A 16,456-nucleotide genomic window follows, 5' to 3' on the forward strand; every position below is an offset into this window, starting at 1 on the left:
CGAGGACATCCATGGCTGACACCCTCAAGCCCGAAGCGCCGAACCCCGACACCGACGCGTACGCCCACGAGTCGGAGCTGGACGCCCACCTCCAGACCAAGCGGATGGTCATCAACATGGGCCCCTCCCACCCGGCCACGCACGGCACCGTGCGGCTGAAGGTGGAGCTCGAGGGTGAGACGATCGTCAAGATCGACCCTGAGATCGGCTTCCTGCACCGCGGCTTCCAGAAGAGCTGCGAGAACGTCACGTGGACGCAGTGCCTGCCCTACACGGACCGGCTCAACTACCTGTCCGCGATGATGAACAACTTCGGGTTCCTCAACGCCGTGGAGAAGCTCATCGGCCTGGAGATTCCCGAGCGCGCCCAGTACATCCGCGTCATCGGCTCCGAGCTCCACCGCCTGACGGACCACCTGACGTGCGTGGGCGCCACCGGCCTGGAGATGGGCGGCTTCGCGCCGTTCCTCCTCGCCATGGAGTTCCGCGAGCTGCTCCATGACCGCACCGCCGAGCTGACCGGCGCGCGCCTCACCACCAGCTTCGGCCGCGTGGGTGGCAGCAACCGCGACCTGCCCGAGGGCTGGATTCCCCGCGTCCACAAGACGCTGGACCAGGGCCTGGCGCTGCTCGACGAGATGGAAGGCCTGCTGACGAACAACCGCATCTTCGTGGACCGCACGAAGGGCACGGGTGTCATCAGCGCCGAGGACGCCATCGAGTTCGGCTACACCGGCCCCGCCCTGCGCGCGTGCGGCGTGGACTACGACATCCGCAAGACGAAGCCCTACTGGGTCTACGACCGGTTCGACTTCGACATCCCGGTGGGCGAGCACGGCGACAACTACGACCGCTACCTGGTCCGGCTCGAGGAGATGCGTCAGTCCATCCGCATCCTGCGCCAGGCCATGGACACCATCCCCGCGGGCCCCATCATTGTGGATGACTGGCGCATCGCGCTGCCGCCCAAGCCCGAGGTCTACGGCACCATCGAAGGCGTGATGTCGCACTTCAAGCTGGTGATGGAGGGCATCCAGGTGCCCGCCGGTGAGGTGTACGACGCCACCGAGGCCTCCAACGGCGAGCTGGGTTGGTACCTGGTGAGCGACGGCCGCGGCCGTCCCTACAAGGTCCACGTTCGCGCCCCGGGCTTCCCGGTGCTCGCGGCCGTCCCCCACATCATCGAAGGCAAGATGCTGGCGGACCTCATCCCTACGTTTGACACCATCAACATGATCGGCGGCGAGGTCGAGCAGTGAGCGACAACGACACGAAGAAGCCCACCGGTGATGCGCAGCCGCCTCCGAAGGGGGCGCCTACGGACACGCCCGCGGCCAAGATTGGCCCCGAGCCGTCCAACCCGCCCGCCGGCGCGAAGCTGGACAACCCGCCCGCCGCCGCCAGCGGCCCCACGGGGACGCCGCCGCCCAAGCCGCCCTCCGGCCCGCCGCCCAAGCCGGCGCCGAAGAACCCGGGGTTCATCACCGCCACCATCGACGGCAAGGAAGTCGTGGTGAAGCCGGGGACGAACATGATCGAGGCGGCCAAGGCGGTCGGCTCGGACATCCCCTACTACTGCTACCACCCGCGCCTCTCCATCGCGGCCAACTGCCGCATCTGCCTCATCGAGGCGTCCAACGCGCCCAAGATGGTGCCCGCGTGCCAGACGCCCATGGCCGAAGGCCAGGTCGTCAAGACGACCACGCCCAAGGTGAAGGAGCAGCAGCGCGCGGTGATGGAGTTCCTGCTGCTGAACCACCCGGTCGACTGCTCCATCTGCGACCAGGCCGGTGAGTGCAAGCTGCAGGACTACTACATGAAGTACGACTACCGGCCCTCGCGCCTGGAGGGCACCAAGGCCCTCAAGAACAAGCGCAAGGTGCTGGGGCCCCGCGTCGTCATCGACCAGGAGCGCTGCATCATGTGCACCCGCTGCGTGCGCGTGATGAACGAAGTGGCCAAGGAGCCGCAGCTGGGCGTGTTCGGCCGCGGCAGCCACGAGCGCATCGACGTGTTCCCGGGCAGCGAGCTGAACAGCAACTACTCGCTCAACACCGTGGACGTGTGCCCGGTGGGCGCGCTGCTCAGCCGCGACTTCCGCTTCAAGGCGCGCGCGTGGTTCCTGTCCGCCACCCCGTCGGTGTGCACCGGCTGCTCGCGCGGCTGCACCACCTACGTGGACTGGATGTCGCAGGACTCGTACCGCTACCGCCCGCGGGAGAACGAGGCCATCAACAAGAGCTGGATGTGCGACGAGGGCCGGCTCACCTACAAGTACCTGAACCTGGGCCGCGTGCTCCAGGCGCAGGTGGGCCGCCGCGCCAACCGCGCCGGCGAGGCGGTGCCCGTCACCACGCGCAAGGAAGCGGTCCAGGCCGCGGCCAAGGCGCTGCGCTCGGTGCAGGGCAGCAAGCAGCTGGCGGTGCTGGCCTCGCCCCTGGCCTCCAACGAGGACCTGCTGGCCGGGCTGAACTTCGCCAAGAGCACGCTGGGCGTGTCCACCGTGTACGTGGGCGGCCGTCCTTCGGGCTCCGCCGACCACTTCCTGATGACGGCCGACAAGAACCCCAACCGCAAGGGCCTGGAGCTCATCGCGAAGGGGCTGGGCCTCAAGCTGGAGACCTTCGACGCGCTCACCACCGCGCTGACGGCGGGAACGGTGAAGGCGCTCTACGCCATCGGCACCGAGGTGCCGGGCAACGTAGACGCCTTCGCGGAGGCCGCGGGTCAGCTGGACGTGTTCGTGGCGCAGGCCTTCACCGAGTCCGCCATCACCGCGCAGGCCACAGTGCTGCTGCCGGCCTCCGTCCCCGTCGAGGACGAGGGTTCGTTCGTGCAGCAGGACGGCATCATCCAGCGCTTCCGCAAGGCGTACCCGCCCAAGGGCGACGTCGTCCCGGGCTGGGAGTGGGTCAGGGAGCTGACGCGCGAGCTGGGTGGCGAGTCCACCTGGAAGCGCGCTGTCGACGTGTGGCGCGAGCTGGCTGGCAAGGTGGCCGAGTTCGCGGAGTTCAACTGGGAGAAGGCGTCTCCGGCGGACCGGGAGAAGCCGGGCATCAATCCGCTGCCGGCAGGTGCCGACGGTCGCCCCGCGGGGTACCGTGAGTTCGGCACGCCTCGGGTGAGGGGTATCTAGTCATGAGCCGCGTACTGACGATTCTCGTCGCCATGTTCACCATCGTCTTCCTGATGGCGGGTGGCATGGCGACGGCCTACCTCGTGGGTGGCCTAGTGGAGGAGCACTGGTTCACTGGCGCGAGCCGGCTGACCAACGTGCTGTTCCTCGTCCTCATCTTCGTGATGGTCATCGCCACGCTGCTGACCATGGCGGAGCGCAAGTGGAGCGCGTTCATCCAGGACCGCATGGGTCCCAACCGCGCTCGCATCGCCCTGCCCGGCCTGAAGAACCGCTCGCTGGGCGGCCTTCCGCACATCCTCACGGACGTGCTGAAGATGCTGACCAAGGAAGACCTGATTCCGGCCGCTGCGAACCGGTTCATGTTCAACCTGGGCCCCATCCTGGCCTTCGCGCCCACCTTCGCCCTGTTCGCCGTGGTGCCCGCCGGTCCGTCCGTGCAGGTGTTCGGCCACAACGTGGACATGGTGGTGGCCACGCCGGACTTCGGCGCCCTCTACGTGCTCGCCATCGCCTCGCTGGCCGTCTACGGCACCGCGCTGGCCGGCTGGGCCTCCAACAACAAGTTCGGATTGCTGGGCGGCGTGCGCGCCACCTCGCAGATGATCGCCTACGAGGTCGCGCTCGGCCTGTCCCTGGTCGGCATCTTCCTCACGTTCTCCTCGGTGCAGTTCCCGGCCATCATCGGTGACATCGGCAACGCGCTCACCGGCGGCACCGGCCAGGGCCGCTACCTGTGGCGCACGGACGGCGCCTTCGACCTGGGGCTGCCCGCGTGGGGCATCTTCATCCAGCCGCTGGGCTTCCTGCTCTTCTTCGCCGCGTCCTTCGCGGAGACCAAGCGCGCCCCGTTCGACCTGCCGGAAGGCGAGTCGGAGATTATCGGCTACTTCGTCGAGTACTCCGGCATGAAGTTCGGCCTCTTCATGATCTCCGAGTTCGTGGAGGTCGTGGTGCTGGCCGGCGTGACGACGGCGTTCTTCTTCGGCGGCTACCACCTGCCCTTCGGCAACGAGTGGCTGGCCAACCTGCCCATCATGCAGGAGCACGGCTGGCTGCTGGGCACCATCCTGGGCACGGTGTTCTGGCTGAAGGTGCTGTTCCTCATCTGGGTGCAGCTGCTCATCCGCTGGACGTTCCCCCGCTTCCGCTACGACCAGATTCAGTCGCTGGGCTGGAAGATCCTCCTCCCCCTCGGCCTGGTGAACGTGTTCGTGACCGGTGCGCTGGTCCTCTGGGATCCGTCCCTGCGGGCGCTCGCGGTCCTCGGCATCGCGGAGATTGGTATCCTGGTGGTGTTGACCACGACGACGAAGGTCCCCGCGGGCGGTGCGCACGGGGCGCACGCCGGCCATGGTCACGACCACGGACATGGCCACGCCCACGGTGGGCACGGTGCCCATGACCTGCCGGCGCACGCCCACGGCGCGGCCCCGGTCTCCACCCACTAGGCCGCCCCTTTCGGCCCCAGCATCCGGGAATCGAGAACCATCATGGCCTACAAGGTAAGCAAGGACCCTCGCACGGACATCCGCGAGCGGACCTATGTGCCCAACCTGCTCCGCGGCCTGGGCATCACCGCGAAGCACTTCTTCCGCAACCTCTTCGGGACGCGCGACACCAACACGCAGGTGGTGGACCGCACCGGCGCCAGCCTGATGACGACGGTGGCGTACCCCGAGGAGAAGCCCATCTACCCCGAGGGCTACCGCGGCCTGCACCGGCTGGTTCCGCGCGAGGACGGCAAGCCGCGCTGCGTGGCTTGCTACATGTGCGCCACCATCTGCCCGGCGCAGTGCATCTACATCGAGGCGGGTGAGTACGAGGACGAAGCCTCGGACTCCGAGGACCGCGTCATCGAGAAGTACCCCACCCAGTTCGTCATTGACGAGCTGCGGTGCATCGTGTGCGGCCTCTGCGTGGATGCGTGCCCCAAGGACGCCATCCGCATGGACACCTACATGCACACCCCGCCCGAGTACACGCGGCAGAACTTCGTCTACGACATCCCGAAGCTGCTCAAGGGCGCGCCGGTGTCCCACCCGTCGGACCCGTGGAACAAGCGCGAGGGCTCCGAGGAGCCGCACCACGTCCACAAGGAAGCGCACACGCGCATCGGTGAGGGCCTGGTGGAGCTGAAGCTGCCGCACGGAGAGCACGGCGGCCACGGCAAGGCGCTGCCCGCGGGGGCCCAGGCGGGCCACCAGGCCGTCGTCACGCAGCAGGGCCCCATCCAGGTGACGAAGTTCATCAAGTGAATCCAGATTCCCAGTGAGGCCGTAGCGGCCTCACCCGGACTCCCGGCCCGCCCTCCCGCGTTGAAGCGGAAGGCGGGCCGGCGCTTTTTCAGGGGGCTGGTGGTGAAGCTGAACCTCTTCAATACGCTTGATGGCGGCCTCCAGGAGACGCCGCCGTGAAGCGCTACCGCTTGTCGGTGTGCAAGGGCTCCAGCTGCAAGGCGGGCGGCGCGGACGCCGTCTACGCCGAAGCCCGGGACGCCCTCTCCGGCCAGGGGCTGGTGCCGCGCTGTGAGCTGTACCGCGGCGGCTGCTACGGCTTCTGCCACATGGGGCCCAACGTCGTCGTCCGTGAGGACACCGGCCGCAAGAGAGACCCGCTCTCTCCCGAGGACTACCAGCTCATGGGCTGGCCGGGAGAGGTGTACTACTCGGCGATGACGGCGGAGAAGATGCGCCGCGTGGTGACGGAGCACATCGCGAAGGACGCCCCGGTGAAGGAGCTCTTCGGCCAGCCGGACTCGGACGACGGCGAGGAATGACTCACGCCGCCGCGGCGGTGGGCTCGCCCTCCTCCATGCCGTGCACGCCGTCCCAGTCCGCGGGCGGCGGCGTGACGAGGAAGCGGGCGCAGCGGCCGGCGTAGAGCGCGGCGACGGTGTCCTGGTACGCGTGTGACGCGCGCTCGAAGAGGGCATGCGCCTCCGCGAAGCGGCGCTGGTGGTAGGCGGTGAGGGCCTGCTCGTGGAGCGCGAGCTGCTCCTGCATGCGGGGCGTGATTTCTCCGCGGCGCGCCACCAGCTCATGCACGCGCACCGGCTGCGGCCGGCCCTTGAAGCGCACCAGGTCCACCACGCGGAAGACGTAGCTGCCGCTGGCGAGCTGCGCGGTGGTGTCTCCGGCCAGCACATAGGTGCCGTACACCTTGTTGATGGCCTCCAGCCGCGAGGCCAGCCCCACCGCGTCTCCGAGCACGGTGTAGTTGGACTTCATCTCGCTGCCCAGGTCGCCCACCACCAGCTCCCCGGTGTCCACGGCCGCGCGGAAGCTGAGGCGGTGGCCGTACTTCTTCTCCCAGACGGACTGACGCTCGGTCAGCACCTCCCGCATCTTCAGCGCCGCCTCGCAGGCCAGGTGCGCGTGGCGGTCCGTGCGCACCGGCGCGCCCCAGAAGGCCAGCACCGAGTCGCCGATGTACTTGTCCACCTGCCCCGCCGTGGACCGCACCACCGCGGAAATCTCGGTGAGGTACGCGTTGAAGAGGCCCACCAGTTGCTCGGGCGGCATGCTCTCCGACAGCCGCGTGAAGCCTTCGATGTCACAGACGTACACGGACATCTTCCGGCGCTCGGGGCGCATCAGGCTCAAGTCCCGCGCCACCAGGCGGGCCACATCCGGGCTGACGTAGCGGCCGAGCGCGTTGTGCACGAAGTCGCGAATCTGCCGCTCCGTCCCGTATGCGTAGCGGAGGGTGGCGACGAAGGCGCCCACCATGGCCAGCAGCGGCCCGGCCATGGCCACCCACAGCCGCTGTTCGACGAAGACGTACGCGGCTCCGAAGGCGTAGCCCGCGCCCGCCGCCACCAGGAAGCCCACGTAGAGCACGGCGCCGCGCACCGAGCGCAGCAGGAAGCTGAGCGACAGCGCCAGGAAGGCACCGAGGAAGGCCAGCCCCACCGTGAGGAGCAGGTCCAAATCCGGCGCCGCGCGGGTGATGCCCTCCGAACGGAGGATGTTGGCCAGCGCCTGCCCCAGAATCGCGCCCCCCGGCGTCTCCGGCCCCAGGGGCGTGGAACGCAGGTGCGCGGACTCGCCGGCGGTCCGCGTGAGGACGACGGTGCGGCCTTCCAGGTCATTCTCGAAGCGCGCGGGGCGCTCGTCCGCCACGTCGAAGACGTTGAGGAGCACGTTCCACGCGCGGATGGAGCGCGCCAGCGAGCCGCGTGAGCCCCGGCCCGCGTTGGGCGCATCCCAGCGCAGCAGGCTCAGGCCCGAGGTGCTCATCGGGAACGCGTACTGGTCCCCCACGTGCAGCTTGCCGTCCGCGTAGCGGAGCGAGCGCGTACCGGCGAGCCGCATGGCCGCGGCCAGGGGCAGCGACGGCAGGATGTGGCGCTTGCCGCGCACGGTGTAGCTCATGAGGTGTGCCACGGCGCGCACGCGCCCGTCCCGGCCCGCCACGAGCGTGGACGCACCGAACCCCACTCTGCCGCTCAGCAGCGGCACCACGGGGTGCTGAACCTGGCGCAGCTCGATGAGGTTCGCCGCGTCCAGTCCCTCCACCTGCACCTCCGCCAGCGCGACGAAGAGCTCCGTGGGGCCCACGCGGTAGCTGTCATCCGCGGCGCGGCGCTCCTCGAGGACATGCGCGGTGGCGCCCAGGCGCGAGCCCAGCGCCCTGCCGTCCGCTGCGTCCATGGCGCCGCCCCAGACCTCCACCTGGCTGCCCGCGGGGATGATGAAGGCGGGACGCTGCGCCGCGAGCACGGCCTGCGCGCGCAGGGAGGCCGCCTCGGACGCGTCATAGACGCCCAGCTTCACGCGGTACGGCCACAGGCGGTTGGCGGGGGGCAGCACCCGGGGCCCCTGCGCTTCCCAGGTGAACGACAGCAGCGCCCGGCCCGGGTCTTTCGCCAGCTGCGCGGCGAAGGCCGCATCGTCGCAGGAGAGCGACGAGGCCGACGCGGACGAGGCCTCGGCACAGGCGTTGGGGCTCAGGTCCGTGAAGGGCAGGTCCACGAGCACCAGCAGCGCTCCCTCCTGGACCAGCCGGTGCACCATGCGGCCCACGAGCTGGCGCGGCCAGGGCTGCGTGGCGACGCCAGGGCGCACATCCTGGCGGGCCTCGGCCAGCGTCTCGTCGTCGATGGCGATGACGACGGCCTCGTCGGGACGCTCGGAGCGCTCGCCCAGCTCCCGCACGCGCCAGTCGTAGGTGACACGCTCCCAGCCTTCCAGCCAGGCCTGCGCGGCATCCACCGCCGCGGAGGGAACCCAGGCCGACGGCGGGTCCTTGGGCGGCACGAGGCCTGTGGGGCGCAGGTACACGAGCAGCCCCAGCACGCCTCCAAAGAGGAGGGCCATCAACAGGGAGACGCCAAGCCGCTTCAGGAAGCGCCGGCCTGCGGAGTGAACGCGGTGACCTTGCACGGGTGGTCCGGAGGATACCCCGAGATGGGCCCGAGCGCGGTCGTCGTTGCGGGGGTGCCTGCTATGCTCGTGCTCCCATGAAACGCACCTTGGTGTCCGCGGCGCTCGCCGCCTCCTCCCTCGCCTTCCTGGCTTGCGACCTGGATCAGCTCACCGCCGACCACGTCATGGTCGGCACGCTGCTCTCCACCCCGGAGGTGGAGGTCTCCGCTTCCGCCTTGGCCGGCTATGACGCGGGCACCTTCAGCCCGGACGGTGGCGACGTGCTCGCCCTGCCCGCGCAGACGGCCGCCATCGTCTTCTTTGGCAGCAAGACGGGTGAGAACTCGCAGCCCTCCGGCCTGGCGGGGGCCGACATCACGGTGCAGCCGGTGGGTGGCGAGGCCACGGCGCTCGCGGACGAGGGCTCCGGCAACTACCGCCGCACCAGCGTGGGCGCCTCCGACTTCACCTACCAGCCCGGCGCCACCTACCAGTTCATCGCGAACCGGGGTGGCACGCGCTACGTGGGCCAGGTGGACGACGCGCCGATGAAGGAGACCATCGCCGCGCTGCACCCGCCCGAAGGCTTCCTGCGCATCGACGCGAGCACGCCCCTGTCCTTCGACCGGCCGGCGCCCCCGGCGAATACGGACCGCACGCTCGGCTTCGTCACCGTGGTGCCCCTGAGCGCCGAGGGCGCGCAGGGCGAGCCGACGTACACCAACCTGCCCTCCACGCCGGTCCAGTTCCTCCAACTGGTGGGACTGCCGGGCCCGTACCGCGAGGCCCGCGTGACGATTCCGGGCACCGCCTTCCCTCAGCGCGAGCAGACCTACCTGGTCATCTTCCACGCCGTGCGAATGGGCGGCGCCGAATCCGGCAACCTGTTCCTCGGCAGCGCGCTGCTGGCGGGCACCGCCGAGGTGGGCGTCGTGCGCACGCGCTAGGACGGCCTCACAGGCGCGAGGCGCGTCAGCCCACTTCGATGTCCAGCCCGATGCGCCCTTCCAGCTTGAGGCGCAGCAGGTGCCCCGCGAAGCGCTCCGACTCCTCGCGGGACAGGACGTTGCGGAAGGCCGTCCCGTCCGCGACCTCCACCTCCAGCACCACGCCCCGCTGAAGCAGCCGGAAGAAGTCCTCGCCTCCCGAAGGGCGCGGAACGAACACGGGGAGGAAGCCCTTCAGCGGCACCACCTCCCCTGCCCCCCGCACGCGCGACTCCAACCCCACCGCGTCCGGACGCACTTCGTCCGCGGCCACGCCCGCGTCGGCATAGAGCGGCGCGGGCGGCAGCGACACGTCCTCGGTCGCGTCATCCAGCAGGAAGCCGTACCGGGACGGAATCCTGGCCGCGAACAGGAAGCACAGCAGCACAGGCGTGTCTCCGGACACGCGCTCCAGATGGAGAATCGCGCGCTCCGTCCCCACACGGCGCAGCAGCAACGTCAGGGATGGGCGGCTCGCGCTCAGGTAGCGCTGGACGCGGTCCTTGAGCGTGGCCCGAATCTCCGCGAAGGCCTCGGCATGCTTCGCCTCGCTCTCCGCCTCTCGCCGGGCAAGCGCGTCGCGGGCCTGCGTCAGCTTGTCCTCCGCGTCCCGCAGGAAGTCCCCTGAAGCGGCGGGCGGAGTCACCAGCGCGGGCTCGGTGCCCGACGCAGGTGTCAGCCCCGCGGCGCGCACCGCGCCCAACAGGAACGAGCCCTGCTGCTCCAGCCGCTCGCGCTCCTCACGGAAGCGCAGGCGCGACGCCGCGTGCTCCACCTGGAGCTCCAGCCACGCCTCATACCCGGACTCCAGCGTCTCCAGCGCGCGCAGCCGCGCCAGCGCCGCGTCCGGGCTCACGCCCTCGCTGGCCCCGGCGTGCTTCACCATCCCACCCTGCGTCGTCTCGCTCACGGCCGTGGACTCTAACCGGCTCCAAACGGGAAGGCCCCCACCCGCGGCCGTTGCCGGCGCGAATGGAGGCCCCTGCCCCGTCCGGGGCCGCGTGCGGCGGGTGCCGCGAATCAGGCGGTGCGGGACACGGTGCCCTGCGGGCCCGTCTGCGCCGCGCCCTCGGAGGAGCGGCCGACCGCGTTGGACAGGTACTCCTGGCCGCTGTGCAGGCGCTGACGGAGGTCATCGCGCAGCTGGTTGCCCGGCTTGGGCGCCAGCAGCAGGCCCAGGCCCGCGCCCACGAGGATGCCCGCGGCGAAGGCGCCCACGACGGGCAGGAGCGTGTCCACCGTGTCCCGACGCGTCTCCAGGCCCACCAGGTGCAGCAGGTCGTCCTTGTCCAGCTTCTTGAGGTTGTTGAAATTCACCATTTGAGACTCCGGGGGTTGTGGGGTGGAGGAAAGCCCGGCCTCAGTACGTCGGCGGGCGAGGAGTGCCTGCGGAAGTGGCGTTCGCCGAGGCGGAGCCCTGTGGGCCCGGACCAGCCATACCACGTCCAGTCTGATAGCCCTGGAAGGCCGCTTCCGCCATGCCCAACAGCTCATCCTTGACCAGTGGCAGCGCCGCGAGGCGCACGCCGAGCCGGAGGATGCGCGCCGTCAGCGGCGTGAAGAGCCCGCCGCCCAGCAGATAGCCGACGCCCACGGCGGCCGCCATCATCCCGTACGGGTTGCGCTCCACGCGCCCCCGCAGGTCCAGCGTCTGCCCCAAGTCCGTCACCGCGCCGCGCGCGTCGGACCAGAGCTGCTGCGCGTCGCTGCCAATGTGGTCCACTCGCTGCCCGAAGCCGCCGCCCTGCGGGTCCTGCGGCATGCCATTGCCCGATGCACCTGGAAACGTCGTCATGCGTTCACCCTCTCGTGTGGTTCCAGCGCGCGTCTTCAGCGGCGCGAGGCAATGCGGCCGACGAGGAAACCCACGGCCACGGCGCCCAGCAGGCACGTGCCGGGATTGGCGCGGATGAAGCTCACCACGCGGTTGTTCAGGTCCACGATGTTCTGACGGGCCTCGTCAATCTGCGGCACCACGCGGTCCTGAAGCTCACGCGCCTTGTCGGCCATCTGCTGCGGATTCATCTCCATCGAAGCCATCTCCTCAATTGGGGGTACTACGGCAGTCGTCAGTCGCGCGAGCCCAACCAGAAGCCCACCACGAACGCCGCGCCTACACACGCGTAGGGATTGCGGCTCACCCACTGGCGCCAGTCGGCGGCCACGGCCACTTCTTCGCGAAGGGCACTCACGGACGTGGCCAGCTCGGCGCGCGTGCGCTCGATTTCGGCACGCAGGTCCGCGCTGCTGCGGGGGCTGTAGGCCTTGGGCTGTCCATTGCTACCGGCCATGCGGGGGCTCCTTGAAGATTTCACGGTTCGTCCCCTGGAGCGCATTCACGGAGGCGCTGGGGGCGGCGTTGGTGAGCGCGGCCATGCTGAGCGAGAGCTCCTGCGACGTATCGTCCATCATCCGGCGCGCCTTCAGCCGGTTCACCGCCCACATCGCGCCGCCCGCGCCTCCCACCAGATTCAGCAGGCCGATTCCAGCCAGCGCTCCAGCCCATCCCAACCACGTGGACAGCCACGCCGCCAGCGCCGCGCACACGAAGCCATAGCCCACGAGGATGAAGGGCACGAAGGCGACAATCATCGCCACGTCCAGGCCCGTGGCCTTGACGTCCTCGGCCAGCTCCATGCGCGCCAGCTGCAGGTGCTGCGTCACCAGCCGACTGAAGCCGTCGGCCATGCGCCCGACGAGCGCGGAAATCCCGCGCTCTGCCTGTTCACTTCCCACGTGCATGCGCTCTCCGGCCGACGCATACGGCCTCTCAGGTGCGGGCCAACCTAGGCATGCACCTGTTCCGCGACAACCACGTCACGGAGTTTTTGTCCGGCGCACGCAAGCGTCGGCCAGTGAACGCGCGCGTCGGCCCATCCGGCCACTCTACCCGATGAGCTGCACAGGAGGAGAGACGGAAGGCTCCACGGCGATGGGGGCCTCGAAGCGCAGCACGAGGGGCAGGTGATCAGACGCCACCCGGCTCAACGCCGTCCGATGAGGGTGAATGGACAGCGGGCGCACGCCCGCGTCCACGAAGATGCGGTCCAGCCGCAGCAGGGGCAGGCGCGTGGGATACGTGCGAGCGGGCGCGCCAAGCTCCAGCGCCGCGTCGTGGATGGCCTGGCGCACCAGCGAGGGCACCGGGCCATTGCCCCAGTAGTTGAAATCTCCACACACCACCAACGGGGCCTTCCGCGCGGCATCGCGGAGGATGTCCGAGGACAACAGCAGCGCCTCCTGCCTGCGCCGCTCGCCCAGGCGCAGGCCCAGGTGGAGGGAGAAGACGTGGAGCTGCAGCCCTCCCCCGATGTCCAGGTCGCAGCGCAGCGCGCCGCGAGGCTCGCGGCGGCCCACGCTCAAGTCGTAGTTCTTCGACTTGACGATGGGCAGCCGCGACAGGATGGCGTTGCCGTAGCGCCGGCCGTTGCGCACGACATTGGGGCCGAAGGCCATGTGCAGCCCGAGCATGTCCGCCAGGTGTTCGGGCTGGTCCTCCCGAGGCGTCACCGCGCGAAAGTCGCCAACCTCCTGGAGAGCGACGATGTCCGCGTCCACTTCGCGGAGCACCGCGCCCACGCGGCCCAGGTCGAAGCGGCCGTCCGTTCCGATACCACTGTGGATGTTGTACGAAACGAGCCTCAGCTCCACGCGCGTCGCTCATCCAATCAGGACAGAGGAAGGATGCGGCCCGCTGCCATGCGGACGACCGTGACGGGCAGCAGGATGAGCCGGGACACGGCCTTGACGGCGTCGCCCAGGCCGCCCCGCAGGGCCTGAAGCTGGTGCTCCGCCTCGTCGCGAATCTCCGGCAGCCGCCCGCGCGGCGGCTGCTCGCGCGTGGGTGGCAGCGCGCCAATCGGCGCCGTTCCTCCCACGACGGTCGCGGAGGTCGTGCGCGCCTTGCCCTTCGACGTGCCACGTGCCGCCTTGAATTCCGGGCCGTGGGAGAACTTGGCGTCGGGCTCGGGCCGCGCCAGTTCCTCCAACTCCGCCTCCATCTGATGCGCGATGTAGAGTTCTTCCGTCTCCGCGAAGCGCTTGCCGTAGTGAACGCCCTCGTGGCTCTCCATGGCCTCGGGATGCGCCTTGGAATGGGCCAGCCGCGCCTTGTCCTGCCGACGCAGGCTTCGCTTCGGCGCCGGCAGCGTCTTCGGAACCTGGTAGTGGTCAAAGCTATAGGGACGAGGCATCCGCGAATCTCCCAATCAACGAGTCCGTTCAGAAGCTAGGAAGCCCCCAGTCCCCCGGGTACGCCTTGACGGAATGCGCCCTGGTGGCCCGCCTGCCCTGCAGCCAGGCAGGCGGTACGCGGACAAGATGCGTCGTCCAAGTACCGACAACCTCTGGCGTCGGCTCCGCGCAGAGGAGGCGTGCGGCCATCGTCCCACCCAGGCGACGAGCCGAGCGCTTTCGAGGGACGGAGCAGGCGTCCGGCGGCTCAACACCACACTCCGGGAAGAGTTGCGCGCGACGTGGTGTAAAAACGGCCCATGCCTTCGCACGCACCCGGCCGGAAGTATTCCAAGTCCCCGTTCCTGCTACTCGCCCTGCTCGCCCTTGGAGCGAAGGCCGGTGCGACCGAAACCGCGTCGGTCCCCGTGCGCACGTCCAGCGAGGACGCTTCCCTGGAGGCCCCTCCCCAGCTGACGCTGCAGCCTGCCGCAGCCAAGCCGGGAGACCCGGTGCTCGTGACGGTGAGCGGCATGACGGCGCCTCCCACCGGCACGCTCGCAGGACGCGCGCTGCGCTTCTTCCCCTGGGGTGATGGCTATCTGGCCGTCGCCGGCCTGCCGGTGGAGCTGACGCCCGGCGCGGCGCAGGTGACGGCCACGGGCCCCGTCACGCCGGGCGCGCCGCAGGTGGAGCTGACAGGCACCCTGGACGTCGTGGAGCCCGGATACCCGTCTCGCGAGCTGCGCGTGGCCGGCAAGTACGTGAAGCCGCCCGCGTCGGTGCGCAAGCGCATGGCCGCGGACCGCCGCGCCTTCGCTGAAGCCTTCGCCCAGGACTTCAGCGCGCCGCACTTCGCGCAGAACTTCGCGTGGCCGAGGGCGGACCGCATCACCGCCCCCTTCGGCGACCGCCGCACCTTCAACGGAAAGCTGTCCAGTCAGCACTTCGGCGTGGACATCGACGGGGACCCGGGCACGCCCGTGCAGGCCGCCAACGACGGCACGGTGGTGATGGCGCGCGACAACTACGCGGCGGGCAACACCGTGCTGGTGCACCACGGCGCGGGGCTCTACACGGCGTACTTCCACCTGTCCCGCATCGACGTGAAGCCGGGCACCCAGGTGAAGCAAGGCCAACTGTTGGGCAAGGTGGGCAGCACCGGCCGCGTCACCGGCCCGCACCTGCACTGGGGCGTGAAGGTGGACGGGCTGTGGGTGGACGGAGAGCGCCTGCTGAAGCTGGACTTCTTCCCGCACCTGCCGCCCAGCGTCGCCCGGGGCGGCAACGCCGAGCTGGGCACGCCGTAACCGGCGTCAGCGATCGTTCCACTTCGGGGGACGCTTCTCCAGGAACGCGGAGATGCCCTCCCCCGCGTCGTCCGCCAGCACGTTCAGCGACAGCTGCGAGGCCAGGTACTCCAGCGCGGCGGGCAGCGGCAGGTCCTCGGCGGTGAAGAAGGCACGGCGCCCCAACGCCAGCACCGCCTGGCTCTTTCCCGCCAGCTTTCCCGCGAGCGTGCCCACCGCGGCGTCCAGCTCCGCGGCCGGCACCACGCGGTTGAGCAGCCCCAACGTCAGCGCCTCGCGCGCGGGTAGCCGGTCTCCGGTGAGCACCAGCTCCAGCGCACGCTTGCGGCCCAGGTGACGCTGGAGCAGCGCCATCATCATCATCGGGAAGAGGCCCACGTCGATTTCGGGCGTGCCCAGGTCCGCGCCCTCCACGGCGACGGCCAGGTCACACGCGAGCACCAGCCCCAGGCCACCCGCCAGCGCGTGCCCGTTGACGCGCGCCACGGTGGGCTTGCGCAGCTCCTGGAAGCGCGCCAGCAGCCGCCCATAGGAACGGCGGCCCTCGTGCGTGGACAGGAAGCCCTCGTCACCGGCCATGGTTCCCAGGTCCCCGCCCGCGCAGAAGACCTTCTCACCGGCGCCCGTCAGCACCACCACGCGCACCGAGGTGTCGGATTCGGCCCGCTCCAGCGCGGCCATCAGCTCGCGCACCACTCCGGGGGACAAGGCGTTGCGGGCCTTGGGCCGGTCAATGGTCAGGAGCGCTTGGGCGCCTTGGACTTCGTAGCGGACTTCTCCGGCTTCCATTCGGACACCTCCGCTGCCTGGGCACCCGTGAGGACGCCGTAAAGGAAGGAGTCGGCAATCTGCGACTTCGCCCGCTCCAGCGCGTCGGGGTCGCGCGCGTCGGCCAGCCCCACGACGAAGGCCGTGAGCGCCATTTCGATGTTGCCGAAGAGGAGCGCGGAGGCCAGGTGCGGGTCCAGCCCCGGCCGCAGCTCGCCCCGCTCCTCCGCGGCGTTGAAGAGCGCCGAACTGAGCCGGATGGCATCCACGAAGGCCGTCTGCCGGTTGATGCGCGAGCCCGCCGGGCTGCGCGCAATCTCCAGGATGAGCACCTTCACCGCGCGCGGGTCCACGCGGTAGGCCTCGAAGGCCACCTCGACGATGCCGCGGACCTTCTCCGCCAGCGGGCCTTCGCCCTCCACCACCGCGCGCACGCGCGTGACGAAGCCGCTCCAGCCGGTGTCGAACACCGTCTCGAGCAGCTCATCCTTGTTCTTGAAGTAGTGGTAGACGAGCCCGTACGCGACGCCGGCCTCCTTCGCCACGTCCGCGATGCGGCAGCCGTGGTAGCCCTTGCGCGCGAACACGTCGATGGCCGCGCGGAGGATGGTGCGGCGGCGCTCGCTTTCGCGCGTGCCACTCTCCGCCGCCGGCTTGCTCTGCTGACCCACGGTTGTCCTCCACCGGCGGGTGATTCGCCAGTCAACCAGCGGA

Annotated in this window: 18 protein-coding genes; 7 read left to right on the plus strand and 11 right to left on the minus strand. The window is 69.9% G+C overall.

Annotated elements, in window-relative coordinates:
- The first annotated feature begins 11 nt into the window (after nt 1-11).
- The 5 genes from nuoD (at nt 12) to FL344_RS16310 (ending at nt 5,915) form a co-directional block, all read left to right on the plus strand.
- Nucleotides 12-1,259: an NADH dehydrogenase (quinone) subunit D gene (gene nuoD, locus FL344_RS16290; protein ID WP_090488985.1), complete on the plus strand. Its 1,248-nt coding sequence runs from the start codon at nt 12-14 to the stop codon at nt 1,257-1,259.
- The gene (locus tag FL344_RS16295) at nt 1,256-3,136 is read left to right on the plus strand and encodes a 2Fe-2S iron-sulfur cluster-binding protein (protein WP_141619178.1); all 1,881 of its coding nucleotides are present in this window, start codon (nt 1,256-1,258) and stop codon (nt 3,134-3,136) included. The genes nuoD and FL344_RS16295 overlap by 4 nt, the downstream gene beginning before the upstream one ends.
- A 2-nt stretch (nt 3,137-3,138) precedes the next feature.
- On the plus strand, nt 3,139-4,587 hold the full coding sequence (locus FL344_RS16300; protein WP_141619179.1) for a complex I subunit 1 family protein: 1,449 nt from the start codon (nt 3,139-3,141) through the stop codon (nt 4,585-4,587).
- 42 nt (nt 4,588-4,629) lie between these two features.
- Nucleotides 4,630-5,394, plus strand: a complete 765-nt coding sequence (locus FL344_RS16305; protein WP_090488990.1) for an NADH-quinone oxidoreductase subunit I — start codon at nt 4,630-4,632, stop codon at nt 5,392-5,394.
- A 155-nt stretch (nt 5,395-5,549) separates the two neighbouring features.
- A complete protein-coding gene (locus FL344_RS16310; RefSeq protein WP_141589037.1) occupies nt 5,550-5,915 on the plus strand; it encodes a ferredoxin in 366 nt (121 codons plus the stop codon).
- 1 nt (nt 5,916) lies between these two features.
- On the opposite strand, the gene FL344_RS16315 is transcribed toward FL344_RS16310, so the two are convergent.
- Nucleotides 5,917-8,457, minus strand: a complete 2,541-nt coding sequence (locus FL344_RS16315) for an adenylate/guanylate cyclase domain-containing protein (RefSeq protein ID WP_141619180.1) — start codon at nt 8,455-8,457, stop codon at nt 5,917-5,919.
- A 143-nt stretch (nt 8,458-8,600) separates the two neighbouring features.
- Here FL344_RS16315 and FL344_RS16320 point away from each other — a divergent pair, with 143 nt between their 5' ends.
- Nucleotides 8,601-9,452, plus strand: a complete 852-nt coding sequence (locus FL344_RS16320; RefSeq protein ID WP_228557713.1) for a hypothetical protein — start codon at nt 8,601-8,603, stop codon at nt 9,450-9,452.
- A gap of 25 nt (nt 9,453-9,477) precedes the next feature.
- Here the strand turns inward: FL344_RS16320 and FL344_RS16325 are convergent, their stop codons facing one another.
- From FL344_RS16325 to FL344_RS16360, 8 genes are all read right to left on the minus strand, one after another.
- A complete protein-coding gene (locus FL344_RS16325) occupies nt 9,478-10,401 on the minus strand; it encodes a hypothetical protein (RefSeq protein WP_141619182.1) in 924 nt (307 codons plus the stop codon).
- A gap of 110 nt (nt 10,402-10,511) precedes the next feature.
- Nucleotides 10,512-10,811 (minus strand): YtxH domain-containing protein, encoded by a 300-nt coding sequence (locus FL344_RS16330; RefSeq protein ID WP_090489000.1) that lies wholly within the window; start codon nt 10,809-10,811, stop codon nt 10,512-10,514.
- Nucleotides 10,812-10,851: 40 nt separating this feature from the next.
- Complete coding sequence (locus tag FL344_RS16335) at nt 10,852-11,286, minus strand: hypothetical protein (protein WP_090489002.1); 435 nt, start codon at nt 11,284-11,286, stop codon at nt 10,852-10,854.
- A gap of 35 nt (nt 11,287-11,321) precedes the next feature.
- Nucleotides 11,322-11,522 carry a hypothetical protein gene (locus FL344_RS16340; RefSeq protein ID WP_090489004.1) on the minus strand — a complete coding sequence of 67 codons (201 nt, stop codon included), beginning with the start codon at nt 11,520-11,522 and terminating at the stop codon, nt 11,322-11,324.
- A gap of 38 nt (nt 11,523-11,560) precedes the next feature.
- Complete coding sequence (locus FL344_RS16345; protein ID WP_090489005.1) at nt 11,561-11,782, minus strand: DUF3618 domain-containing protein; 222 nt, start codon at nt 11,780-11,782, stop codon at nt 11,561-11,563.
- On the minus strand, nt 11,772-12,233 hold the full coding sequence (locus FL344_RS16350; RefSeq protein WP_011552783.1) for a phage holin family protein: 462 nt from the start codon (nt 12,231-12,233) through the stop codon (nt 11,772-11,774). The genes FL344_RS16345 and FL344_RS16350 overlap by 11 nt, the downstream gene beginning before the upstream one ends.
- A 144-nt stretch (nt 12,234-12,377) precedes the next feature.
- Complete coding sequence (locus FL344_RS16355) at nt 12,378-13,142, minus strand: endonuclease/exonuclease/phosphatase family protein (protein WP_141619183.1); 765 nt, start codon at nt 13,140-13,142, stop codon at nt 12,378-12,380.
- A 17-nt stretch (nt 13,143-13,159) separates the two neighbouring features.
- Nucleotides 13,160-13,684, minus strand: a complete 525-nt coding sequence (locus FL344_RS16360) for a hypothetical protein (protein WP_194863133.1) — start codon at nt 13,682-13,684, stop codon at nt 13,160-13,162.
- Nucleotides 13,685-13,984: 300 nt separating this feature from the next.
- Here FL344_RS16360 and FL344_RS16365 point away from each other — a divergent pair, with 300 nt between their 5' ends.
- Nucleotides 13,985-14,974: a M23 family metallopeptidase gene (locus FL344_RS16365; RefSeq protein ID WP_141619185.1), complete on the plus strand. Its 990-nt coding sequence runs from the start codon at nt 13,985-13,987 to the stop codon at nt 14,972-14,974.
- Nucleotides 14,975-14,980: 6 nt separating this feature from the next.
- Here FL344_RS16365 and FL344_RS16370 read toward each other — a convergent pair whose 3' ends face one another.
- Together FL344_RS16370 and FL344_RS16375 are read right to left on the minus strand one after the other, a co-directional pair.
- Nucleotides 14,981-15,763 carry an enoyl-CoA hydratase/isomerase family protein gene (locus FL344_RS16370; RefSeq protein WP_141619186.1) on the minus strand — a complete coding sequence of 261 codons (783 nt, stop codon included), beginning with the start codon at nt 15,761-15,763 and terminating at the stop codon, nt 14,981-14,983.
- The gene (locus FL344_RS16375; protein WP_090489016.1) at nt 15,712-16,413 is read right to left on the minus strand and encodes a TetR/AcrR family transcriptional regulator; all 702 of its coding nucleotides are present in this window, start codon (nt 16,411-16,413) and stop codon (nt 15,712-15,714) included. The genes FL344_RS16370 and FL344_RS16375 overlap by 52 nt, the downstream gene beginning before the upstream one ends.
- Nucleotides 16,414-16,456 lie beyond the last annotated feature (43 nt).

This window comes from Myxococcus sp. AB036A (assembly GCF_006547355.1).
Lineage (GTDB): Bacteria > Myxococcota > Myxococcia > Myxococcales > Myxococcaceae > Myxococcus > Myxococcus virescens.

Coding starts and splice junctions, on each gene's coding strand:
- nuoD (WP_090488985.1), top strand. CDS start 12: ATGGCTGACACCCTCAAGCCCGAAGCGCCGAACCCCGACACCGACGCG.
- FL344_RS16300 (WP_141619179.1), top strand. CDS start 3,139: ATGAGCCGCGTACTGACGATTCTCGTCGCCATGTTCACCATCGTCTTC.
- FL344_RS16305 (WP_090488990.1), top strand. CDS start 4,630: ATGGCCTACAAGGTAAGCAAGGACCCTCGCACGGACATCCGCGAGCGG.
- FL344_RS16315 (WP_141619180.1), bottom strand. CDS start 8,457: ATGGCCCTCCTCTTTGGAGGCGTGCTGGGGCTGCTCGTGTACCTGCGC.
- FL344_RS16320 (WP_228557713.1), top strand. CDS start 8,601: ATGAAACGCACCTTGGTGTCCGCGGCGCTCGCCGCCTCCTCCCTCGCC.
- FL344_RS16330 (WP_090489000.1), bottom strand. CDS start 10,811: ATGGTGAATTTCAACAACCTCAAGAAGCTGGACAAGGACGACCTGCTG.
- FL344_RS16335 (WP_090489002.1), bottom strand. CDS start 11,286: ATGACGACGTTTCCAGGTGCATCGGGCAATGGCATGCCGCAGGACCCG.
- FL344_RS16340 (WP_090489004.1), bottom strand. CDS start 11,522: ATGGAGATGAATCCGCAGCAGATGGCCGACAAGGCGCGTGAGCTTCAG.
- FL344_RS16345 (WP_090489005.1), bottom strand. CDS start 11,782: ATGGCCGGTAGCAATGGACAGCCCAAGGCCTACAGCCCCCGCAGCAGC.
- FL344_RS16350 (WP_011552783.1), bottom strand. CDS start 12,233: ATGCACGTGGGAAGTGAACAGGCAGAGCGCGGGATTTCCGCGCTCGTC.
- FL344_RS16360 (WP_194863133.1), bottom strand. CDS start 13,684: ATGCCTCGTCCCTATAGCTTTGACCACTACCAGGTTCCGAAGACGCTG.
- FL344_RS16365 (WP_141619185.1), top strand. CDS start 13,985: ATGCCTTCGCACGCACCCGGCCGGAAGTATTCCAAGTCCCCGTTCCTG.
- FL344_RS16370 (WP_141619186.1), bottom strand. CDS start 15,763: ATGGAAGCCGGAGAAGTCCGCTACGAAGTCCAAGGCGCCCAAGCGCTC.